Origin of the sequence: Pseudomonas aegrilactucae (assembly GCF_019168305.1) — a bacterium.
Taxonomy (GTDB): domain Bacteria; phylum Pseudomonadota; class Gammaproteobacteria; order Pseudomonadales; family Pseudomonadaceae; genus Aquipseudomonas; species Aquipseudomonas aegrilactucae.
Window position 1 is genome coordinate 50,874 of record NZ_JAHTBI010000039.1, and the last position, 22,911, is coordinate 73,784.

The window sequence follows — 22,911 nt, forward strand, 5'->3', positions numbered from 1 at the left end:
CCATCGTTGGTCGGCTGCGCCAGCAGCCGACCCATCGCATGGCGCCGTCAACTGATACCACCTGAACTGACAGTGGCAACGGCGAACCCTCGCGCCAGGTCCTCGATCAACGCCTCGACATCTTCCAGACCAATGTGCAGACGCAGCACAGGGTTCAACAAATGATCCGCTTCACTGTCACGCCCCTTGAGGTCAGCGACAGTGACCAGGCTTTCATAACCGCCCCACGAAGCGCCCAAGCCAAACAACTGGAGCGCGTCGATGAAGCGCTCGAGGTAACCCGCATCGGCGTCGCGCAATTCGAACGAGAGCAAACCGTTACTGCCCTTGAAGTCGCGCTGCCACAGGCTGTGGCCGGTGTGGTCGGACAATGCCGGGTGGAAAACCCGCTTCACCTGGGGTTGCGCCTGGAGCCAGTGGGCGACTTCCAGCGCCTGACGTTCGTGAACATCGAGGCGAGCCGCCAGGGTCCGTGCGCCGCGCAGCACCAGGTAGGCGTCGTCGGGGCTGACCGTGGCACCCAAGGTATCGCTCATGGCCGCCAGTGGCGGCCAGGCGTGCTCACGGGTACACACGCTGCCCATGACCACATCGCTGTGGCCGCACAGGTATTTGGTCAGTGCCATGATCGAGATGTCCGCGCCCAGGGTCAGCGGGCGGTACAGGTAACCCGAGCCCCAGGTGTTGTCGACGGCCAGCAGGATCCCCCGCGGCCTGCACAGGGCGGCAATGGCCGGCAAGTCGCTGAGCTCGTACAGCAAGGAACCCGGCACCTCGGTGTAGACCATTTTCGTGTTGGCTTGCAGTTGCGCCGGCAGGTCGCTGCCGTCGGGGGCGAAGTAGCTGACCTGGATACCGAATGGCTGAAGAAATGCCTCAGCCAGGCGTCGTACAGGGGCGTACACGGCATCGGTGATCAGCACGTGATCGCCGGGGCGCAGGTAGGCCAGAAACGTCTGCGCGACCGCCGCCAGCCCTGTGCTGAACAAGCGTGTGCGATGCCCCCCCTCAAGCTCGGTGACCAGGTCTTCGAGGGCGAAGGCCGTAGGGTTGCCACGGGCGCCGTAACTCAACACCCGCTCGCTGTCACGGCGCGCACGGGCGTCGCGCATCTGTGCCAGGTTGTCGAACAACACGGTGCTCAAGCGGGTGACAGGCACGTTGACCGAGCGCCCCCCACTGCCTGGCTCGGTGCGCCCGGCGTGGGCCAGCCGGGTACGCACTCGCGCGCCCTGGGCAGACTCGGGTTGCAGGGGGTTGAGGCTGGCGATTTCGTCGTCGCTCATCTGCGCCAGCAAACCGATTTCCCAGGCCAGGTACTGTCGCGCGGCGTCCTTGTTGCCGGCGTGGCGATCATGGGTGAAGAACAGAAAGTCGATGCATTGATCATCGGCAGGCGTACGGGGGCTTTGCTCCACGGCATGGCCGGCCGCAGACCAGGCATCGAGGCCGCCGTCCAGCAGGCGCAGGTGCGCGCGCTGGGTTTCGGGCAATTGCTGCGCCGCGAGTTCGGCCAACCACGGATCATCGGCCAGCAACACCAGAGGCCGGCGCTCGCCAGCTACGTGGGTGGCCAGCAGCGAGCGGATCGACCAACGCGAGCCAGCAATGCTGCCTTTGCGAAAGGCCATGCTGGGGCGTAAATCGATCAGCGCAACCGCATCATCCTTCAGTGCATCGGCCAGTGCCAACGGCGTGATCAGGGGCAATGCCTGACCAAGGTTGACCTCGGCAACAGGCAACGCCAAAGCGCTGCTCACGCCCCCTTCAAGCACATAGGCTTCATGCCCCAGCTGGCGCAGCCAACTGGCGACAATCGGCGCGCGTACCCCGTCGCTGTCGATCAGCACCAGCCGCGCCCGACGCACCCCCACGTACAGGTCGGTGGACTGAATCAACTGCCCGCCCGGCGTGTGCTGCGCCCCGGCCAGCGTGCCGGCGGCAAACTCCTCGGCGGTGCGCACGTCACACAGGAACAGACTGCGCCCGGCCTCTTCGGACCACTGAGCCACCTGCTCGGCCGCAACGGTTCTTACCCCGGCGCGCTGCGCCAACCGCGCGGCGGCCAGTCGCTGTGCGGCCAACGGCGCCTCTGAAACGGCATCGGCATAGCGACGGCTGCTGCCGTGCTCCAGCTCAAAGTCTTCCAGGTACCAGCCCTGGGTGCCGTTCTCCAACGCGTAGATCGGGTTCTTCAACCCCAGGTTGATCAGCGTTTGCGCGCCGATGATGCTGCGGGTGCGGCCGGCACAATTGACCACGATCGGCGTAGTTTCATCCGGCACCAGATCATGAATCCGATAACCCAGTTCACCGTTCGGGCAGCACACCGAGCCGGGTAGGGTCATCTTGCGGTATTCATCGAATGGCCGGCCGTCCAGCAGCACCAGCGGCTCGCCACGCGCCTGCCATTCGGCCAGTTGTCGCGCGGTGAGATGCGGTGTGTGGCTGGCCTCCTCCACCAACTCACCAAAGGCCTTGGACGGCACATGCACACCGGCAAACAGCTGATAGCCGGCCGCCTGCCAACCCTGGGCGCCGCCCTCGAGCACGTGCACCTGGCCATACCCCAATGCCTGCAGGCGCTGGGCGGAACGTGCGGCGACATCACCGCCCTGCTGGTCATAGATCACCAGCCGCACCTGAGGGTTGGGCGCCAGACGCCGAACCTCCAGCTCCAGTCGGCTGTAGGGCAAATTGACCCCGAAAAACAGATGGCCCTCGCCATACTGGCCGTGCTCGCGCACATCGAACAGGGCTATTTCCTGCCCGTCGAACAGCCACTGCTGCAATTGCCCCGGGGTTACGGTCTGGCTCATGGAAGTCCCGTCTGGAAAAAAAGTCATTGAAGCGCCACAAAGCGCTCATTCGCCGCTAGCAGCAACGATCGATCACGCGTAAGCCTTGATCGATGGCGCCATTTGCGAGGCGTTGTAATTGAGAATGCGCCCGTCGGCCTCGACGCCGTAGCGACCGTTGAGGGACTCCAGCGGCAGGCCATACAGATGGAAATGCAGCGTCGCCTGCTCGCCCTCAACGCGAATGCCGTGCAGGTCTTCACCCAGGAACGAGATCGACGTGCCGGGTTGCACGATCACTTCCTTTTGCAGGTGCAAGGTGGTGAAACCAGGCTCGCGACCTTCGTCGTCACGGCGATAGACATAGTTGATTTCCTGACCTTCAACGGCGCTGATGATGGCCCAGGTTTCGTGGTTGTGCGCGATGGTGCTTTTGCCCGGCAACAGTGAATTCAGGTACAGCGTGGGCGTATCGCCGTCGTCGTTCAGGCGGTAGCGAAACGCGGTGCTGCCCTGCCCCGGCACCGGTGCCGGGAAGACGTCGAAATTGAACAGGTCGCGGCGCTCGGCCAGGGTTTCGAGCAGGGCAACGATTTGCGCCAGCGCGGCGCGGTCGACGCCGCGCTGGTTGATGACACGGACTTTCTTCAGGAAGTCCTCGATGACGGCGGCACGGTTTTCGGTACTCATGGACAGGCTCCTCGGTATCAGACGGACAGGCTGTAACGCCCCAGGTTGGTCAGCACATACGGATCGTTGGCAACGGCGGGACGACGCCCCGCATCACCCAGGGCATGGCGCAGGAATTGCCGGGTACGCTCGCTGGTCGGGCGCTTGAAAATCTGTTCGGCGCTGCCGTGCTCCACGATCACGCCGTTTTCGGTGAAGTAGACGATGTCGCTGATCTCTTCGGCGAAGCGCATCTCGTGGGTGACCAGCACGCACGTCATGCCTTCCTCGGTAAGCTCGCGAATCACCGTCAGCACTTCGCCGACGGTTTCCGGGTCCAGCGCCGAGGTCACCTCATCGAACAGGATCAGTTCCGGGCGCATCGCCAGCGCCCGGGCGATCGCCACCCGTTGCTGCTGGCCGCCGGACAACTGCCCCGGGTAGGCATCGACCTTGTGCTCCATGCGCACCTTGGCCAGCAACGCCCGCGCCTCCTTTTCGGCATCGGCGCGGCTGCGGCCCAACACCTTGCGCGGGGCAATCACCAGGTTCTCCAGCACTGACAGATGCGGGAACAGGTTGTACTGCTGGAACACAAACCCCACACGCTTGCGCAACTCGATGCGCTGGGCTTCCCGGGCCAGGGTGTGAACCTCGGTCGTGCCCACCCGAATGCGCCCGCGCTGTGGCTGCAACAGGCCGGTGATGCAACGCAGGATGGTCGACTTGCCAGAGCCCGACGGGCCGATGATCGACACGGCCTGGCCACGGTGCACGTCGAGGTCGATGCCCTTGAGCACCGGATTGCTGGCGAACGAGAGGTGCAGATCTCGCAGGCTGACCAAAGGCTCGGCGACGGTTTCAGTAGAAGGCATAACGTCGCTCCAGGTGTTGGGTGAGTCGGGAAATGGGGTAGCAATAGGCGAAGAACAGCACCAGCAGGCTCAGGTAGATCAGCACGGTGAAGCCGGTCATGTTCACCGTGTTGCTGGCGATCTGCGCGGTGTCGATCACGTCGTGCACACCCACCAGGGACGCCAGTGCAGTGCCCATGGTGATCACCGCATACAGGTTCATCCACGGCGGCAACATGCGCTTGAAGCACTGCGGCAGAATGATCGAGCGGAAAATCTGCCCACGGGTAAAGGCCATTGACCGAGCGGCCTCCCATTGCGTGCTGGGGACCGAGCCGATGGCGCCACGGAAGATTTCCGCCACGTTGGCGCTCGCCGGCAAGGCCAGGCCGATGGTCACCTTGACCCAGTCCGGGAACGCGATATAGGCACCGGCGATGCGGACCTCGAACGGGAACACGTAGGTGGTGAAATAGATCAGTACCAGCCACGGCGCGTTGCGAAAAATCTGTACCCAGATCTTCGCGGGAAAACGCAGCAGCCACAGCGGCGACAACGCCAGGGCACCTACCAGCAGCCCCAGCACCGAGCCCAAGCCAATAGCCACCAGGCTGATCAGAATGTTCTGGCCAAACCCTGCGGCCAGGGCCGGCGACCACTGCCACAGTGCCTTCAGTACCGGGCTGTGCGGGGCGACATAGCCCAGCCACAGCACAGTGCCCAGTAACAGCAACAGCTTGCCGACATGCCGCCGGGGCCACGCCGGCGGCACGCTGACGGACGATTCAATGGCCATAGCCGGGCATCCTCAGGCGCGCTTCAAGGGCGCGCCCCACACAATTGACGATAAAACTCAGCAGGCCGAAAAAGCTCAGGATCAGGATCATCAGCTCCAGCACGTTATCGCTCTGGGTCCAGATCATGATCGCCGCGTAGGTGATGTCGCCTACGGCGATGGCCGAGGCCACGGCGGTCATCTTCACCAGGTCGATCAGGTTGTTGATCAGCGACGGCAAGGCGAAACGAACGGCCAACGGCAGTTGCACATGCCACAGCAACTGACGGCTGCTGAACGCCAGCGAACCGGCCGCCTCCAGCGTCACCGTCGGCACGGCCTCGATGCCGGCACGCAAGGCCTCGGCATGGAACACGCCCTTGTGCAGCGAGATCACGATCACGACCCAGGCAAAGGGGGTCAGCGGATTGGCCGCACCGACGGCCTGGGTCAACAGCATGTTCAACACCAGGAACGCACAATACAGCTGCACCAGCGTCGGCGTGTTGCGGGTCACCTCGACAAATACCCGTGCCGGCGTCGCCAGCCACGGCTTGCCCGAGGTGAGCATTGCCGCCAGCCCCACACCGGCCAGCAGGCTGCCGACGCTGGTGAACAGGCACAGCCACACCGTGGTCAACGCGCCCTGCTCCAGGCTGCCACGTTGGTAGGCGTCCAATAGAAAGCCGTAGTTCAGGCCGAACCCGGCAGCCCACTGGACGAATGATTCCAGCCAATGGCTCATGCGCCATTGGCCTGAAACTGCTTCTGCAGCTCGATCAGTGCCGGTGACGCCGGCGTGATGCGGTTGCGGGTCTGGGCTTCGATCAGCCAGCCGCTGCGGTGCAGTGCCTTGACGATCGGATCGAGCCGGGCCTGGGTGTCGCTTTCACCGCGACGGGTCCAGATCACCGAAGGCGCCGGGTTGAGTTCCGGGCTGATCGCCCGATAGTTCTTCCACTCGGCACTGTCGGCGATCAATGGATTGATCAGCGTGGCGTCATGTACCGCGGCGACGCAGTTGTTGCCACGCAGCGCCAACAAGGATTCGGACGAGCTCTTGAAGGCCTTCAACTGCGCGCCCAGCTCAGTGAGCGGCTTCACATAGCTGCTGCCCTGAGAGGTGCACACCGGCTGCCCCTTGAGGTCTTCCCAACGGTTGATCCTGCTGTCCTTGAGCACTGCGGCGGTACCGCCCACCCGGTAGAACGGCGTCGGCACAAACCCCAGAATCTCGCCCCGCTCCGCCGTCCACTCCATGTTGGCAATCAGCAAGTCGACTTTGCCCTGCTGCAGAAACTGCACGCGGTTGGCAGGCAACACCGGCACCAGCTGGACCTCGGCGCCCAACTGGCGGCCCAGCTCCTGAGCCAGTTCGACATTCAAGCCGCGTGGTTTCTGCGTCGCCGGATCAATCCCGCCAAAAGGACCGCCCGACAGCAGTACACCCACCGCCACTGCATGGCGCTGCTCGATCTTGTCCAGCGTCGCATCGGCCTGGGCCGCAGCGCTGGCGGCCAACGAGATCAAGGCGCCCAGCATCACAGGCATGAAACGTTTTACAGGTGAGCGCTTGAGCAACATGGATTTCCCCTCATGGACAGTCGGCGTGCACCGACCTGATGGGAGGGGATCCTAGGTACAGCGCCCCCATAACGGAAATTCAAATATCTAATATCGTTATAACTGGCCTGCTTTCACATTCAATCAAAACGCTTATAAGGCCGTATTTACTGCCACTACAGGCCAACCTTGAAAACTCGCTTCTCCAAACACATAAAGATAGGTAATGTTTAGCTTCATACCCTTGATGCAAGTACCTGCATGTCGACCCTCGATCTTGGATTACTACGCACCTTCATTGCCGTGGTCGATCACCACAGCTTTGCCGAAGCCGGCGCGCAGCTGGACCGCACACAATCGTCGGTCACCCAGCACATGCAGCGCCTGGAGCAACAGGTGGGCGTGAGCCTGTTCGAAAAGCGCGGGCGGCAGAAGCAGCTCACCGAGGCGGGCCAGCAGTTGCTCAGGCATGCACGGCAAATGCTGTCGCTCAACGATGACGCGCTCAATTCCCTGCGTGAAAGCAGCTTGAGCGGTGTGCTGCGCATCGGCTCACCCCACGACATCGCCGACACCATTCTGCCGCCGATTCTCAGCCACATCGCCCGCTCGGCGCCGCGCCTGCACCTGGAAATCGACGTGGGGCGCAGCCCGTTCCTGATGGACGACCTGCACCGGGGCAAGGTGGACATGGTGATTTCCACGCGCCAGGACCCCAGCCTTCAAGGCTTCGCCCTGCGCACCTCGCCGGTGTGGTGGATTTGCTCGGCACAGTACATTCACACGCCCGGCGAGCCGCTGCCGTTGATCCTGGTGGACGAACCGAGCATCTATCGGCGCTATGCGCTGGAGGCGCTTGAGCGGGCGAATATTCCCTGGCGCCAGGCGTACCTGGCGTCGAACCTGATCGGGATCAAGGCGGCGACCCGCGCAGGGCTGGGTGTGACCGCAAGGAGCATGGAAATGCTCGGGCCAGACATGCGGGTGCTGGGGGAAAACGATGGGTTGCCGCGCTTGCCGGACGTGACCTACTACCTGTGGATCCGGCCCAACACCCTGAACCCACTGGTACGCCGGGCCTATGAATTGATCAAGGGCAGCCAGGGGCTCTGATGTGCGAACCCGCCAAAACGAACGCTACCGTGACAATTCGACCCTCAACCTGATGCTGGCAGGCCTTCTTGCGCCTTGGACCTGGCGATCGAGAACTCACTCGGCAGGCTGGCGCCATTCTTGGCAGCAAGGATCTCGGCCATCACGCTGACGGCGATCTCCGCAGGCGTCTTGCTGCCAATGTAGATGCCGATCGGCCCGTGCAGACGCTCGAGTGACGCCTGGGTTTCACCAAAATGCTCGATCAGGCGTTCGCGGCGTAACTGGCTGTTGCGCCGCGAGCCGATGGCGCCGATGTAGAACGCCGGGCTGTGGAGGGCTTCGAGCAGTGCCAGATCGTCGAGTTTGGGATCATGGCTCAGGGCGACGATGCAGGTTCGCAGGTCGACCGCAAAATCACGGACCACGTCATCGGGCATACCGACAATGCGCTCCACGCCGTTCACCGCCCACGTCTCGATGTACTCCGGCCGTGGATCGCAAATCGCAACCTTGAACCCGTTGAACAACGCCATGGTGGCCAGGTACTCGGCCAACGCACCGGCACCGATCATCAGCAGCCGATACCCCGGTCCCAGGGTATTGAGCATGTGCTGGCCGTCGAAGCTGAACTGCTCCGGTGTCGCCGTGGGTTCGAGCGTGACCTGATTGGCTTCCAGCGCCAGCCGCCGGCGCACCAGCCGCCCGGCATCCAACTGCACCAGCAACTCGTCGAGCGACTGCCGGCACGGGCTGAACTCCAGAATCAGCTCAAGCGTACCGCCACAGGGCAAGCCGAAACGATGGGCGTCGTCGGCGCTGACGCCGTAGCGCACCACCTCGGGCGCACTGTGGCTCATGCCGCCCCCACCGTGGGCTGTCGTGTAGCGATGGATCAGGTCGTCCTCGATGCAGCCGCCAGACACGCTGCCTACCACTCGCCCATCGTTACGCAAGGCCATCATCGACCCCACCGGACGCGGCGAAGAACCCCAGGTGCGCGCCACGGTGGCGAGCAGCACGCGCTCCCCGGCGGCGAGCCAGTCCCGCGCGGTGCGCAGGACCAGCAGGTCGATGCTTTCCATCAGGCTCTCCTCTAGCGCATGTGCAGGATGATCGGGCTGCTGCTGGCCGGATCGGTGTGCTCACGCAGCGTGCTCACCGCCTGCGCCGGTACGGCACTGCCCTGATTGCCCCAGGTGCTGCGCACGAATGTCAGCACCTCGGCGATCTGTTTATCCGACAACTGCTCACGGAAGGCGGGCATGCGATAGGCATCCGGCACACCGGCGGTCACGACACGCTGCGAGCCATTGAGGGTGATATTGATCGCCGAGGCGTTCTCCCTGGCCAATGCAGACGTCGCACCTGCCAGCGGCGGCATCCAGTCGGGCTGCCCCTTGCCGTCCAGGCCGTGGCACGAGGCGCAGTGGGTCACGTAGGTGTGGGCACCCGGCGTGTCCAGGCGCACCGCGGCCGAAGCCTCCTGATACTGCCATGGCGCCCCGTCGCGCTGGCGGTCGCCAGGCAACGACTTGAGATAACGGGCAATGGCTGCCAGGTCATCGTCGCTCATGAACTGCGTGGAGTTGTTGAACGCCTCGGTCATCGAGCCGTAGACCACCGCGTGGCTGTTGCGACCGGTCTTGAGGAACTGCACGATCTGCGGCTCGCTCCATCGGCCCAGCCCCGTGTTGTGGTCATCACGCAGGCTCGGCGCATACCAGCCATCAAGCAGCGCGCCGGCGAGGTACGGCGTACCGGACTCATCGAGTGCCTTCTCATTGAACGCCAGGCCGCGTGGGGTATGGCAACTGCCACAGTGCCCGGCGCCCTGGACCAGGTAGGCGCCGCGGCTCCACACCTGATCCTGGCTGCTGTTGGCCGCATAGGGCTCAGCGTCGACAAACACGCCGTTCCACAGGGCAATCGGCCAGCGCAGGTTCAATGGCCAGGGAATTTCACTCTGGATGTTCGCCTGCTTGACCGGCGCTACGCCTTTGATGAAGAACGCATACAGCGCACGCACATCGTCGTCGCTGAGCTTGGCGTACGAGGGATAGGGCATGGCGGGGTACAGACGGCGGCTGCCGGGTGCCACACCATGGCGCACGGCGCGGTCGAAGTCCGCCAGGCTGTAGTGCCCGATACCGGTTTCTGGCTCGGGCGTGATGTTGGTGGCATGGATCGCGCCCAGTGGCGTGGCCATTTCCAGGCCGCCCGCGAAGGGCGCACCGCCTGGCACACTGTGGCACGCCACGCAGTCGCTGAGCCTGGCGACATATTCGCCACGGGCGACCAGCGCCGGGTCGATGGCCGCCACGGCGACCTGATCGTTTTCAAGGCGCGAGTCAGGCTCGCGGGTGACATACCAGGCCAGCAGGCCTGCCGCGACCAGGCACGGCACGGCCAGCCAGCCAGCGGCTCTTGCGAATCGGCTGTTGTTCATGGACGCTCCGGCGCTGATCAGGTGAAGGTGTGTCGGCTCATGGGCAGGCTGCGAACCCGCTGGCCCGTCAGCGCTGCCACCGCATTGGCCACGGCAGGCGCGACGGCGGGCAGCGGCGGTTCGCCGATGCCACCCATTTTTTCCCCGCTCTCGACCACCCGCACATGCACCCGCGCCATCTGCGCAGGCCGCAGAATCGGGTACAGGTCGTAGTTGCGCGCGCGGGGTTTGCCATCAACCCACACCGCCTCCTCCACCAGGGTCTGCGACAGACCCAGCGCCACTGCACCATTGACCTGAGCGTCGACGATCGCCGGGTTGACGATGCTGCCGGGATCGATCGCCTGCCAGATATCGTGAACCTTCACCTGCCCGTTCTCGATGGACACCTCGGCGATCACGGCCGTCTGCGTACCGAACGGCGACGCCATCGCGACCCCGCGCGCACGCTTGGTGCCGTCCTGGGCGGTAAACGGCCCGCGCTTCCAGCCCCCCGACAACTCACCCACCGCCTGCAGCAATGTGCTCAGGCGCTTGTTGTCACGCAGCATATGCATGCGCAGCTCGAACGGATCCTTGCCGCCCTTGTCGGCCAGTTCATCCAGGAACGATTCGTAGAAAAAATCGTTGAGCGAGTTGCCCACCGAACGCCAGTAACCCAGCATGGCCGGGCCTTTGACGTAGATCTGGGCGATCCGTTTGTTGGGAATGGCGTAGGCCTTGCCCGTCAACCCTTCAAGGGCCGTGGGGTCGAGCTTTTCCCCCTGCTTGCCGGCGATGGCCTCGGTAGGGCCTTCGGTGGCACTGATCGCCTCGATGGCCAGCGGCCAGCCGTCCTTATCCAGGGCGGCGCGGAAATTGACCGCTGCGACAGGGCGCAGCACGTCACGCAGAAACTCTTCCTCGCGGCTCCAGATCAGCTTGACCGGACGCCCGACCGCCTTGGCCAGGGTGATGGCCTGCGGGTAGGGACTGGCGGAGTCATAAAGAAAGTGCCGCCCGAAGAACCCGCCCAGCAGCGGCGAATGCAAGGTGATCTGCGACAGCTCCAGACCGGTGCGTTTGGCGATATCGGCGCGGAACATGTCCGGTGCCTGGTTGGGCAGCCAGATCTCGAGAGAGCCGTCCGGGTTGAAGCGCGCCAGCGCAGACGGCGGCTCGAGTTGAGCGTGGTTCAGGTACTGGTTGTGGTACGTGGCCTCGACATGGGTCTTGGCATTGGCCAGGCTCGCGGCAACGTCGCCCTCATTTTCATCGTCGCGGGCAGGCCCTTTTTCGGCGGCCAGGCGCTTGAAGAACGCATCGCTGGAAAAGTCGGCGGGCATCGGCCGTACGCTGCTGTCGAGCGCAGGCGCCTGCCAGTCGACCTGAATCGCCTCCACCGCACGTTTTGCGTGCCACCAGCGCTCGGCGACCACGGCCACGGCACCCGGCAGACGGTGCACCGAATGCACGCCCTTCATGGCCTTGACCTGGTCTTCGTTGCGCAGGTTGCCCACCGTCATCCCCAGGCGAGGGGCATGCTGAACGGCGGCGTGCAGCATGCCGTCGACCTTCAGGTCAATGCAGTAGAGCGCCTTGCCGGTGGACTTGTCATAGGCATCGACGCGTTTGACCGGCTTGCCGATCCAGCGGAACTGGCTCGGATCACGCAGTTTCACGGTGGCAGGGTCGGGGACCGGCAGGTCCAGCGCATGCTCGGCCAATTCGCCATACGCCAGCGAACGGCCCGACGCCGCGTGCACCACCTTGCCAGGCTCGGTGGTCAATTCGCCCACCGCCACCCCAAGCCGCTCTGCGCCCGCCTGCAGCAGCATGGCGCGGGCAAGTGCACCGAGGCGGCGCATGACCGGGTAACTCATGCGCACCGACATGCTGCCACCGGTGATGCGCATGCCGTTGTCCATGACCACATAGGCCTCGCCAGGCGGCGCGGCTTCGACCAGGAAGGTGGCAGGGTCCGCGTCCAGCTCTTCGCCAACGATCTGCGCCATTGCGGTGAACGTGCCCTGCCCGCCCTCCATGAATGGGCACAGCAACCGCACGCGGTTGTCCGGGCGGATCTCCAGAAACGCCGGGACCTGTGTGCCGCGTTCGGCAGTGGTTGCCGCCGCAGCCTGCACCCGGGTCGAACCAAGCGGCAGGCCGAAGCCCAGTACCAGTGCGCCCACGGCGGTACCGGTCAGAAAACGGCGGCGTGACAGGTTGATCGGGTCAGTCAGCGCAAGCGCGGGTGCCTCCAGGGCAGGATCGATACGTACGTTCATCAAACGCTCCCCTTGCCGGCCAGCTCATGCACGGCGGCATGAATGGCGTTGTAGGTGCCGCAGCGACACAGGTTGACCATCGCGGCCTCGATCTGCGCGTCACTCGGCGTGGGGGTGTGCTTGAGCAGCGCCGTGGCGGCCATGACCTGCCCGGACTGGCAGTACCCGCACTGGGCAACCTGAAGATCGACCCAGGTAGCGACCACCCGCTTGCCCACGTCATCGGCCTCGATGGCCTCGATGGTGGTGATCTCCCGGCCGACCACACCCGCCACCGGCGTGACGCACGAGCGCACCACACTGCCGTCCACCAGCACGGAGCAGGCGCCGCACTGCGCCAGTCCGCAGCCGTACTTGGTACCCGTCATGCCCAGATCATCGCGGATCACCCACAGCAAGGGCGTATCGGCGTCGGCATCGACCTGATAGGTCTTCTGGTTGATTCGTAGTTCCATGGCTCACCCGCCTGATCATCGGTTGACGTGCATTCTTATAAACGGCGATGCGCAGCGAGGCGCATTACCGGTAACGCTGTTGGTCACGTGAAGGGCTGCTTGATCGGTATCAGGCAGCAGACGCTCCCGTCGACCAAACTCTAGTCCCTCGACAAGACGTTTTCTATCCACCGCCCTGCATGTCCAGAGGATTAGGCAAGCATTCAAGCGTAATGAACCAGAGCAGACGCCGATCGACCGGATGAATGTGTCTAACTGTTACAGGGGAACCTGACCACACATTTCACCACCGCAGGCGCGAGGTGACACTGCTGTCGATAGCTAAATTCGATACCGGCGATAAATCAAGGCAAATAGCCACTACCCTCCCCCGGCCGTACAGTCAAACCGTGCAAATCGGCTGACAGTGGAGGGACGCGCATGGATAGCCAATACGAGATCCATTTCATCCGCGCAGGACACAAAGAGGTACTTCGTGTATCGCGTCGGCACATGTCAGAACCTGAAGCCTGGAAAATCGCCCTCATGCACGCCGGGGCCTGCTACGGCGACATCACGCAGCTGGTTGCGCATGAAAGCATCATGGCGCTGGCCAAGCGACTCTCGGTCTCGGGGGTGCGCTGGAACAGAGCCAGCCATACCATTTCATTTGCAGAACGCTCCTCACTGACCTCGTTAAAGCTCTGTGGCACGCAGAAGAGTTGAAGCGATAGAACGGGCAGCAGACGGGGCCTTTGTGCGCACCGCTGAAATCGCCAGACATCAGGTGCAAGACGCCTGTTCACTCCCCGCCCTGCCCCAGAACGCTTCGGCGGATTGGCTGAGGACGGCCTTGGGCCGGGTCAGATGAATTTCCAGCGGGATGTCCCAGCTTTCGTCGAGCGCCCTGACCAGGCGCCCATCCAGGACTTCCTGCTCGGTGAGGCTCTTGGGCAGCCACGCCACCCCTTTGCTTTCCAGCGCCATGGACATGAGTACCGCGGCAAGGTGGCTGCTGAACAGTGGCTTGAGGTGAAGGTAATCTTCCTTGCCACGCAGCCTGTGGGCCACGATACGCCCCAGCCCCGACTCATGGGTGTACGCCAGGTAGGGCACTGCGGCAGCCGAGGTGCCGAAGTTGGCGCGGGCACTGGCAAGCGGAACGAGAATGTCCTCCCCCACCTTCTTGCTGATGAACTGGTCAGGGGCCAGTAGCGGCGGAACGTCGGGATGGCGATGGCAGAGCATGAACTGAACCTGGCCATGTATCAGCATCTGCTCACAGACCGCCATGCTATCGGAGTGCAACTGCACAGCCTCGATGGGGGCGCCGTTCTCCGAGCTTCGAAGCCACTTGGGAAAGAAGGTGAACGACAGCGAGTGGGTGGCCGCAAACTGCAGCGACCGGGCGGCTATCCCTGCGACCTCCTGCGCCTCGTTACGCATTCGGTACAGATGCCTGGCCGCTTCCTGGGCACTGGGCAAGATCTGCCTGCCTGCCTCGGTCAGGGTGGCGCCTTGAGGAGTACGCACGAACAACTCCACCCCCATCCAGTTCTCCAGTGACCGGACTCTGCGACTGAAGGCCGGCTGCGTGACGTTCCGTGCCTCTGCCGCCCGTACGAAGCTGCCGTATTCGGCAAGTGCTGAAAGATCTTCGAGCCAGACGAGTTCCAAGGGGCCATGCCTCCTGTGCATAGGGTGCGGCATTAATAGCATTGGGCGGGTGGCATCGCAACGCATAACGTGGGGCCACAAACAACAAGAGGAGCCCCTCATGCGTATCGTAGACATCCGCGAAAAAACCGTTTCCATTGCCTCTCCGATTGCCAACGCCTACATCGACTTCTCCAAAATGACCTGCTCGGTCGTCGCTGTCGTCACGGATGTGATTCGCGACGGCAAGCCCGTCATCGGCTACGGCTTCAACTCCAACGGCCGCTACGGTCAAGGCGCACTGATGCGTGATCGCTTCCTGGCGCGTATCGCCGAAGCGGATCCCGATACCCTCATCGACCCTGAAAACAACAACCTGGACCCGTTCGCCATCTGGAAAACCCTGATGACCAACGAAAAGCCAGGGGGGCACGGTGAGCGTTCGGTCGCCGTCGGCACCCTCGACATGGCGGTATGGGATGCCGTCGCCAAGATTGAAGGCAAACCGCTGTATCGCCTGCTGGCCGACCGCTACCGTGGCGGCGTGGCGGATGACAAGGTCTGGGTGTACGCCGCGGGTGGCTACTACTACCCCGGCAAGGACCAGACCAAGCTCAAGGCAGAAATGCAGAGCTATCTGGACCGTGGCTACGACGTGGTCAAGATGAAGATCGGTGCAGTGCCGCTGGACGAGGATATCCGTCGCATCGAAGCGGTACTTGAAGTGGTAGGCGATGGTCGTCGCCTGGCGGTCGATGCCAACGGTCGCTTCGATCTGCAGACCGGTATTGCGTACGCTGAAGCCATCAAGAAGTACAACCTGTTCTGGTACGAAGAGATTGGCGACCCGCTGGACTATGCGCTGCAGGCCGAACTTGCCAATCACTACGAACTGCCCATGGCGACCGGGGAAAACCTGTTCTCCCACCAGGATGCGCGCAACCTTCTGCGCCACGGCGGCATGCGCCCGGATCGCGACTACCTGCAGTTCGACTGCGCACTGTCCTACGGGCTGGTGGAATACATGCGCACCCTGAAGGTGATGGAAGAACTGGGCTGGTCCTCGCGCCGCGTGGTGCCCCATGGCGGTCACCAGATGTCCCTGAACATCGCAGCCGGCCTGCACCTGGGCGGCAACGAATCGTACCCCGACGTGTTCCAGCCTTTCGGCGGCTTCGCTGACGGCATCCGCGTCGAGAATGGCTACGTCGGCCTGCCGGACATTCCAGGGGTTGGCTTCGAAGCCAAGTCCGCCTTGTACGCCGTCATGCGCGAATTGGGCGAAGGCTGATCCCCCTCGACCTGCGGCCTCGTTGGACGAGGCCGCAGACTCAGGCGTTCCCACCGACGCCACGCCACATGCCCACCACAACAATAAAACGAGGTGCTTCCGTGGAAACTTCCAAGTCCCGCTGGTACAGCCAGCTGTATGTGCAAGTGCTGATCGGCATCGTGATCGGCGCCGCAATCGGCTACTTCGTGCCTGATATCGGCGCCAAGCTGCAACCCTTTGCCGATGGCTTCATCAAACTGATCAAGATGCTCCTGGCGCCCATTATTTTCGGCACGGTCGTCGTGGGTATCGCGAAGATGGGCAGTATCAAAGAGGTCGGGCGCATTGGCGTAAAAGCGCTGATCTACTTCGAGATTCTTTCCACCATCGCCCTGGTCGTCGGCCTGATCGTGGTCAACATCGTCAAGCCTGGCGTCGGCATGAACATCAACGCCAACGCGCTCGATGCCAGTGCCATCAGCAAGTACAGCCAGGCCGCCAGCGAGCAAGGCGGCACCATCGAGTTCTTTCTCAACATCATCCCCCACACCTTCATGGGTGCATTCTCCAATGGCGTCATGCTTCAGGTCATCCTGCTTTCGGTGCTGATGGGCGTGGCACTGGTGCAAATGGGCGAAACCAGCAAGCCGCTGATCAACACCATCGATCTGTTCCTGCAAGGCCTGTTCAAGATCGTCGCAATGGTCATGCGCCTGGCGCCGATTGGTGCCGGTGCCGGCATGGCGTTCACGATTGGCAAATACGGGATCGGTACCTTGCTGTCACTCGGCCAATTGCTGGTGGCGCTCTACATCACAACCCTGATTTTCATCGTGGTCGTGCTCGGTGCAGTGGCCAGATGGTCGGGCATGCCGCTGATGCAGTTCCTGCGCTACTTCAAGGATGAAATTCTCATCACCCTGGGTACCTGCTCGACCGAAGCCGTGTTGCCCCGGATGATGGTGAAACTTGAAAAGCTTGGCTGCAAGAAATCGGTGGTGGGCATGGTGCTGCCGACCGGTTACACCTTCAATGCGGACGGCACCTGCATCTACCTCACCATGGCGGCCATCTTCATCGCCCAAGCGACCAATACACCCCTGACCTTCATGGATCAGATGATTCTGCTGGGCGTATTCCTGCTGACTTCCAAAGGCTCGGCGGGTGTGGCGGGTGCGGGGTTCGTGACGCTGGCTGCAACGCTCACGACCATCCACTCCATTCCCCTGGTGGGCCTGGTCTTGCTGCTGGGCATCGACCGGTTCCTCAACGAAGCGCGGGCCGTGACCAACCTGATCGGCAATGGCATCGGCACCCTTGCCATTGCCAAATGGGACAACTCATTCGATGTCGAGGCCTGCGAGCGTGAAATCGCGGCCATGAAACACGAAAAGGCACAAAGAAAGGCCGTGCTGGCGCAGAAATAGCCCGCACAGCGATCCGGTCATTGCGCCTGGAAAACGGCCATGACCGGTAGTGCGCGCCAAGCCTGGCTCAACGCACAACGCGCCCACAGCAATACATCAATGAACGTGATGGAGGCAAACATGATTGAGCGATCACATCATCAGTTGCGCAAGGCATTGAGTGATCTGCTTCAGGGGAGCGTCTGTAGGGTTGCCGCCTTCGTGGTCGATCCCCTCTCGGTTCGCATGGCGTGCGACCTTGGCTTTGAAGTTGCCATCCAGGACGGCTCCGTCACCTCGCCTCAAGTGCTGGCGCGGGCCAGCCGGATCCCGGTCATTGGCGACGCTGAGCATGGGTCTGGTGACACGCTTGATGTAATGCGAACAGTCGCCGAGTTGCAGAAAGCCGGTGTGGCCGCCCTGACGCTGGAAGATACCCGCCCGCACGTGCCTGTCGAAAGCGAAGAAGCTGCAGCCATGATCTACGCGGCGCGGTTTGCCCGTTCAGATGAGGCCCTCAGCATCATCGCCCGTACCAACGTGGCCGTTACCACGCTGGAGGATTCCATCGCCCGCACCGCGGCCTATCAGAAGGCGGGAGCAGATGCGATCTGCCTGGTTGGGGTGAAGGACTTCCAGCACCTGGACGCCCTCACGGCACACCTCAGCGTGCCGATCATGCTGATCAACCACGGCAACCCGGCGCTGAGCGATGTCGAGCAACTGAGTGCGGCCAATGTGCGGATCGTGGTCAATGGGCAGGTACCTCCCTCACGCTGGCAGCACGTTCGTAGCCGACAGGAGTTCATCATGGACAACCGCCCCCCGCGCCACGGGTTGCTGCCCTGTTCGGCCTGTTGATGTGGTTCGCGGCTCGACACTTGCCGGGAGCCCTGGACCTGACAATGGCCTGGCACACTGGCCTGTGCCCCCTGCCGTTCACGCTCACCCCTGGTCCATCACCTCGGCCACCCCACGATCCTCACCCAGAAACCCGCCACTCTGGTGGTGCCACAGCTGCGCGTAGATGCCATTTCTAGCGAGCAGTTCGGTGTGGGTACCCTGTTCGATGATGCGTCCCTCATCCATCACCACAAGCCGATCCATGGCCGCAATCGTGGACAGCCGGTGGGCAATGGCAATCACGGTTTTGCCTTTCATCATCTCATCGAGGCTTTCCTGAATGGCCACTTCAACTTCGGAATCCAGCGCGCTGGTAGCCTCGTCCAGCAGCAGGATCGGGGCGTTCTTGAGCATCACGCGGGCAATCGCGACGCGCTGGCGCTGGCCGCCCGACAGCTTGATGCCGCGCTCGCCCACCAGGGTGTCGTAGCCGCTACGGCCTTGGCGGTCGCTCAACTGGCTGATGAACTCATCGGCCTGGGCACTGGCCGCGGCGCTGCGGATCTGTGCGTCGCTCGCATCGGGCCGGCCGTAGGCGATGTTGTCGCGGATGGAGCGGTGCAGCAGTGACGTATCTTGCGTGACCATGCCGATGGCGCTGCGCAGGCTGTCTTGCGTCACGTGGGCAATGTCCTGGCCGTCGATGCGAATCTGCCCGGCGTCGACATCATAGAAGCGCAGCAGCAGGTTGATGAGCGTGGACTTGCCCGCGCCGGAGCGGCCTACCAGGCCGATCTTCTCACCCGGCCGAATGTTCAGGCTCAGGCCATCGAGCACCTGGCGCTCGCCGTTGTAATTGAAGCTCACATTGTCGAAGGTGACCGCCCCGCCGCAGGTCTCCAGCACGCCGGCATCCGGCGCATCCTTGACCTTGGGGCCTCGGGACAGCGTTGCCATGCCATCCTGCACGGTGCCGATGCTCTCGAACAGCGAGGTCATCTGCCACATGATCCAGTGCGACATGCCATTGATACGCAACGCCATGGCGGTGATTGCCGCCACCGCGCCAGCGCCGACATCGCCCTGGTGCCACAGCCACAGGGCATAGCCACCGGCCGCCATGATCAACGCCACCACCAGGGCCTGGTTGACGATCTCGAACTGGCTGACCAGGCGCATCTGGCGAAAACCGGTCTGCTTGAAGTCCTCCATGGCCGCACGGGCGAAGTGCGCTTCGCGATTGGAATGGGAAAACAGCTTCACCGTGGTGATGTTGGTGTAGGCGTCCGAGATACGCCCGGTCATCATCGAGCGCGCATTGGCCTGCTCCTGCCCGACCTTGCCCAGACGCGGCACGAAGTACAGCATGGCCAGGCCGAACAGCACGACCCAGGCCACGAAAGGCAGCATCAGTTTCAGCGCGAAACCACCCGCCAGGGCGATGATCGCAATGAAATACACCCCTATGCCGGGTGCGATCTCGATCAGGGTGAACAGCAGGTCGCGCACGGCCAGCGCGGTCTGCATCACCTTGGTAGTGACCCGGCCGGAAAACTCATCGGAAAAGAACGAAAGGCTTTGCCGCAGCATCAGGCGGTGGAAGTCCCAGCGCAGGCGCAAGGGCAGGTTTATCGCCAGGATCTGATGCTGCACCATGGTCCGCAACGCCACCAGCCCGACGCTGGCCACCATCACGATCCCCATGCCCCACAACACACGGCGCTCCTGCGCCGCCGCATCGCCACCGGCCTGCCAGGTCGAGAGCAGGTCCACGACCTGGCCGAGGAAGGAAAACAGCCAGGCTTCATAGATCGATACGCCCGCACTGAGCAGCGCAAACACAAGAATGTAGCCACGCGCGCCCCGCGTGCACGCCCACAGGAATCGAGCCAGGCCCTCCGGTGGAGGCGGTACCTCGTCAGGGGGAAAGGGGTCGAGCCTTCGTTCAAACGCGCGAAGCATGGTGGTCTCCAACAAGATCAAAATTGAGGAGATTTTGCCACCGAACGGGTGCGTTGAGGGATTTGCGACATTGCTGGATCGGCATGTATCGGGTAATCGCAGATATCGGAGAACGTGATGCGGGTTTGTGCTATACATCCGCTCCCCTGCCAGGCGCTGCAAAAAGACTTGGGAACATGGGATAGCAGTCAGCAGACACTGACGTCCGCAAACACCTGGAAAAAAGCATGCACGCTGCCGCCTGGCCCCCATTGGTGAACTGAAGCCCCCAGTAGACGCTGCTGCCATGCGTCCGCTGACTCATGCTGCTCCCACAAGGGAGTGGTGGCTTTTCTTCGTCCGTGGTTTTTCGACGCTCTGGCGCGAAAACGCGGAGGTTGGCTGCTTTTGATCCAGGGTTCTGATATGCAACTTCTCAACGTTTTGATGGCGCGTGCCATCCCTTTTGTTCCCCGCGCAGTTATTCAGAAAATCTCCCGCCGCTACATTGCTGGCGCCACGCTCGGCGAAGCCGTTGCGCGCGTTCAACAGCTCAATGCACAAGGCTTCGGTGTGACACTCGACGTATTGGGCGAGACGGTTTCCACGCCACAACAGGCTGAACAGACAGCGCTCGAATACCTGGATGTGCTTGAAGCGATTCAAGCCAATGAACTGAATGCGACCATTTCAATCAAGCCGACCGCACTTGGGCTACTGCTCGACCAGCAGCAGTGCGAACGCCTCGCAGGGCGTATCGTTGAAGCCGCACAGCGGCGCAACAACGCTGTCTGCATCGACATGGAAGATGTGAACTGCACGGAAAAGGAAATCGACCTGTTCACTCATTTGAGAACACGTCATGGCAATGTCGGGCTGGCATTGCAGGCTTATCTGAAACGCACTTATCAGGATGTACAGCTACTCACGCGTGAACCCGGCACCCTGCGTATCTGCAAGGGTATCTATGTGGAGGAGCGCTCGCACCTGGTGAACGACGCCTGGAGTGACCGTAGCGCCATCAACACGCATTTTCTGAATCACGTCAGGCACTGTTTCAATGCTGGCAGCTTCGTCGCGGTGGCCACGCATGATGCAGTACTGATCGAGCACGTCATTGCGCTGGCCCGAGACCTCGCTATCGACACCAGCCAGTTTGAATTCCAGATGCTGCTGGGCGTTTGCGAACCGTTGCGTGACAAGGTCGCGAGGATGGGGTTCAACGTGCGCATCTATGTTCCGTTTGGCCGGGACTGGTACGGCTACAGCACCCGCCGACTCAATGAGAACCCCAGTATCGCAGGCTACGTCGCCAAAGCACTTGTCGGGCGCTGACCGGCAGACGATCAGTTTGGTCTGAGCAGCGATCATTGCTGAGCTGATCGATGACAGGGTGCCTTCCCGCCAGCAACATCGCAGGTAAGGCACTTTCACTCAGCAGGCGCTGTCACCTCCAGCACCCGGTCCCGCCCTCCCTCGGCCAACACGTAGGTGCCTCGGGCATGCCGGTCCTCGATGGCATAGAGGTCGTCACCCTCGTTCCACACGCTCTGAACATTGGAACCCTGGAACAGTTCGCTCACCTCACCGCGCAGCAGGGTAGCGAGCAGCAGCAAAAGCAGGGGACATTGTCGCCTGGCTCAGATCCCTTTGTTCACGTAATACCAGTGCCCGGACATGGGCGTAACCGATGCGTGCTCCGCACTGTCATAGGTGGGTACTTGCCGAGGTGAGTAGACGTAAGAGGCGTAGCAGAGCAGGCATGAAAGGTCGACCTGCGCAAACGATACGCTGCCGTGCTCGGACTCGAGGCTGATTCTGATGGGGGCTAGCCCTGCCTTGCGTGCTGTCTCGCTGACCGCATTGAACAGTCGCGTACCTTCTGCATCGAACGGCACGCCATCGTCGCCATCGCCGCAGGTGGAAATGTCCGAGCTCGCATAGTTACCCGCCTCGGAGGACACACTTTCACACCAGTCCTGGCGCTGGTAATAGGAGACTCGATGTTCGTGAACCGTGGCAATCAGCGCATCAAGTGCAGCCGCCGTCCTGGCACTGGTGGAATCGGACGTTATGTAGATCAAGACAACAACCAGTGCGCCCAAGGCAGCCACACCCACTGTGAGCTTGAGCAAAACCCTGGCCAGGTACCTCATCGACTTGAACAGCGTCCTGCCTACCGATTCCAAACAGTGCCCCATGGCGATTCTACTGCTCCAGTTTCAATGCACGCTTCCAGCTGTCCAGTGCCGCCAGGCGCTCCAGATAGGCCGCCAGATGCGGGTACTGCGCCCCTGCGCCCAACTGCTCGACGACGGTGATGGCGACGAAGGCTAGCATGAAATCTGCCCCGGACAAGGTGTTGCCCACAATGAAGGTCCTGCCCGCCAGCGCACTGTCCAGATAGCTCAGCACCTTGTCGAATTCGGTCTGGGTATAGCCGTTCAGGAACTTCAGTTGCGTGCCGGCCTTGGCCTCGAACTGCGTGAACACCTTGAGCAGCACCGGCACCATCGCCGAGCTTTCGGCAAAGTGAACCCATTGCAGGTACTCAAGATAGTCCGCCGAGCCGAACGCAGGTTCCAGCCGCGGGGCAAACCGGCGGATCAGGTACTCGACGATGGCGCCCGATTCAACCAGCGTCTGACCGTCAAGTTCAATGACCGGCGACTTGCCCAGTGGGTGAATCTGCTTCAGTGAATCCGGCGCCAGTCGGGTCACCGGGTCACGCTGGTAGCGAACCAGGGTATACGGCTCGCCTATCTCTTCCAGCAGCCAGAGAATCCGCAGCGAGCGGGACGCATTGAGGTGGTGAAGTGTGATCATGATGGGTCTCGGTAATGAGTGGCGGCCCCGCGGAGCCTGAACGCCCTGAGGCGTTCAGGCACATT

Annotated in this window: 21 protein-coding genes; 6 read left to right on the forward strand and 15 right to left on the reverse strand. The window is 62.5% G+C overall.

Annotated features, from left to right (window positions below; translation table 11 throughout):
• Positions 1-47: 47 nt before the first annotated feature.
• The 6 genes from metC to KUO17_RS11855 all read right to left on the reverse strand — a co-directional run bounded on the left by metC (position 48) and on the right by KUO17_RS11855 (position 6,680).
• Positions 48-2,819 (reverse strand): cystathionine beta-lyase, encoded by a 2,772-nt coding sequence (gene metC / locus KUO17_RS11830; protein ID WP_217975742.1) that lies wholly within the window; start codon positions 2,817-2,819, stop codon positions 48-50.
• A gap of 72 nt (positions 2,820-2,891) precedes the next feature.
• Positions 2,892-3,488, reverse strand: a complete 597-nt coding sequence (locus KUO17_RS11835; protein WP_217975743.1) for a cysteine dioxygenase family protein — start codon at positions 3,486-3,488, stop codon at positions 2,892-2,894.
• Positions 3,489-3,505: 17 nt separating this feature from the next.
• A complete protein-coding gene (locus KUO17_RS11840; RefSeq protein WP_217975744.1) occupies positions 3,506-4,342 on the reverse strand; it encodes an amino acid ABC transporter ATP-binding protein in 837 nt (278 codons plus the stop codon).
• The gene (locus KUO17_RS11845; RefSeq protein WP_217975745.1) at positions 4,329-5,117 is read right to left on the reverse strand and encodes an amino acid ABC transporter permease; all 789 of its coding nucleotides are present in this window, start codon (positions 5,115-5,117) and stop codon (positions 4,329-4,331) included. The genes KUO17_RS11840 and KUO17_RS11845 overlap by 14 nt, the downstream gene beginning before the upstream one ends.
• Positions 5,107-5,841, reverse strand: coding sequence for an amino acid ABC transporter permease (locus KUO17_RS11850; RefSeq protein ID WP_217975746.1), 735 nt, complete (start codon positions 5,839-5,841; stop codon positions 5,107-5,109). The genes KUO17_RS11845 and KUO17_RS11850 overlap by 11 nt, the downstream gene beginning before the upstream one ends.
• Positions 5,838-6,680 carry a transporter substrate-binding domain-containing protein gene (locus KUO17_RS11855; protein WP_217975747.1) on the reverse strand — a complete coding sequence of 281 codons (843 nt, stop codon included), beginning with the start codon at positions 6,678-6,680 and terminating at the stop codon, positions 5,838-5,840. The genes KUO17_RS11850 and KUO17_RS11855 overlap by 4 nt, the downstream gene beginning before the upstream one ends.
• 240 nt (positions 6,681-6,920) lie before the next feature.
• Here KUO17_RS11855 and KUO17_RS11860 point away from each other — a divergent pair, with 240 nt between their 5' ends.
• On the forward strand, positions 6,921-7,772 hold the full coding sequence (locus tag KUO17_RS11860) for a LysR substrate-binding domain-containing protein (RefSeq protein ID WP_217975748.1): 852 nt from the start codon (positions 6,921-6,923) through the stop codon (positions 7,770-7,772).
• Positions 7,773-7,816: 44 nt separating this feature from the next.
• Here the strand turns inward: KUO17_RS11860 and KUO17_RS11865 are convergent, their stop codons facing one another.
• From KUO17_RS11865 to KUO17_RS11880, 4 genes are read right to left on the reverse strand one after another with little or no spacing between them, the layout of a single operon-like run.
• Positions 7,817-8,836 (reverse strand): XdhC family protein, encoded by a 1,020-nt coding sequence (locus KUO17_RS11865; RefSeq protein ID WP_217975749.1) that lies wholly within the window; start codon positions 8,834-8,836, stop codon positions 7,817-7,819.
• Positions 8,837-8,847: 11 nt separating this feature from the next.
• On the reverse strand, positions 8,848-10,200 hold the full coding sequence (locus KUO17_RS11870) for a c-type cytochrome (protein WP_217975750.1): 1,353 nt from the start codon (positions 10,198-10,200) through the stop codon (positions 8,848-8,850).
• Positions 10,201-10,217: 17 nt separating this feature from the next.
• Complete coding sequence (locus KUO17_RS11875; RefSeq protein ID WP_217975751.1) at positions 10,218-12,467, reverse strand: xanthine dehydrogenase family protein molybdopterin-binding subunit; 2,250 nt, start codon at positions 12,465-12,467, stop codon at positions 10,218-10,220.
• On the reverse strand, positions 12,467-12,922 hold the full coding sequence (locus tag KUO17_RS11880) for a (2Fe-2S)-binding protein (protein ID WP_217975752.1): 456 nt from the start codon (positions 12,920-12,922) through the stop codon (positions 12,467-12,469). Before KUO17_RS11880 ends, KUO17_RS11875 begins: the two co-directional genes overlap by 1 nt.
• Positions 12,923-13,342: 420 nt before the next feature.
• Between KUO17_RS11880 and KUO17_RS11885 the strand changes: the two genes are divergently transcribed.
• Entirely contained in the window at positions 13,343-13,627 is a 285-nt protein-coding gene (locus KUO17_RS11885; protein ID WP_217975753.1) for a hypothetical protein, read from the forward strand.
• 57 nt (positions 13,628-13,684) lie between these two features.
• Here KUO17_RS11885 and KUO17_RS11890 read toward each other — a convergent pair whose 3' ends face one another.
• Positions 13,685-14,578 (reverse strand): LysR family transcriptional regulator, encoded by an 894-nt coding sequence (locus KUO17_RS11890; protein ID WP_217975754.1) that lies wholly within the window; start codon positions 14,576-14,578, stop codon positions 13,685-13,687.
• Between the two features lie 100 nt (positions 14,579-14,678).
• Between KUO17_RS11890 and KUO17_RS11895 the strand changes: the two genes are divergently transcribed.
• The 3 genes from KUO17_RS11895 (at position 14,679) to KUO17_RS11905 (ending at position 18,097) form a co-directional block, all read left to right on the forward strand.
• Positions 14,679-15,848 carry a mandelate racemase/muconate lactonizing enzyme family protein gene (locus KUO17_RS11895; protein ID WP_217975755.1) on the forward strand — a complete coding sequence of 390 codons (1,170 nt, stop codon included), beginning with the start codon at positions 14,679-14,681 and terminating at the stop codon, positions 15,846-15,848.
• 101 nt (positions 15,849-15,949) lie between these two features.
• Complete coding sequence (gene dctA / locus KUO17_RS11900; RefSeq protein WP_217975756.1) at positions 15,950-17,257, forward strand: C4-dicarboxylate transporter DctA; 1,308 nt, start codon at positions 15,950-15,952, stop codon at positions 17,255-17,257.
• A gap of 120 nt (positions 17,258-17,377) precedes the next feature.
• Complete coding sequence (locus tag KUO17_RS11905; RefSeq protein WP_217975789.1) at positions 17,378-18,097, forward strand: isocitrate lyase/PEP mutase family protein; 720 nt, start codon at positions 17,378-17,380, stop codon at positions 18,095-18,097.
• Positions 18,098-18,181: 84 nt separating this feature from the next.
• Here the strand turns inward: KUO17_RS11905 and KUO17_RS11910 are convergent, their stop codons facing one another.
• Positions 18,182-20,041, reverse strand: a complete 1,860-nt coding sequence (locus KUO17_RS11910; RefSeq protein WP_217975757.1) for an ABC transporter ATP-binding protein — start codon at positions 20,039-20,041, stop codon at positions 18,182-18,184.
• A gap of 405 nt (positions 20,042-20,446) precedes the next feature.
• Between KUO17_RS11910 and KUO17_RS11915 the strand changes: the two genes are divergently transcribed.
• Positions 20,447-21,355 (forward strand): proline dehydrogenase family protein, encoded by a 909-nt coding sequence (locus KUO17_RS11915; protein ID WP_217975758.1) that lies wholly within the window; start codon positions 20,447-20,449, stop codon positions 21,353-21,355.
• A 95-nt stretch (positions 21,356-21,450) separates the two neighbouring features.
• Here KUO17_RS11915 and KUO17_RS11920 read toward each other — a convergent pair whose 3' ends face one another.
• The 3 genes from KUO17_RS11920 to KUO17_RS11930 are packed head-to-tail and all read right to left on the reverse strand — an operon-like array spanning position 21,451 to position 22,846.
• Complete coding sequence (locus KUO17_RS11920) at positions 21,451-21,636, reverse strand: hypothetical protein (protein WP_217975790.1); 186 nt, start codon at positions 21,634-21,636, stop codon at positions 21,451-21,453.
• Between the two features lie 24 nt (positions 21,637-21,660).
• Positions 21,661-22,176, reverse strand: coding sequence for a hypothetical protein (locus tag KUO17_RS11925; RefSeq protein WP_217975759.1), 516 nt, complete (start codon positions 22,174-22,176; stop codon positions 21,661-21,663).
• A 52-nt stretch (positions 22,177-22,228) separates the two neighbouring features.
• On the reverse strand, positions 22,229-22,846 hold the full coding sequence (locus KUO17_RS11930) for a glutathione S-transferase family protein (protein WP_217975760.1): 618 nt from the start codon (positions 22,844-22,846) through the stop codon (positions 22,229-22,231).
• Between the last annotated feature and the right edge of the window lie 65 nt (positions 22,847-22,911).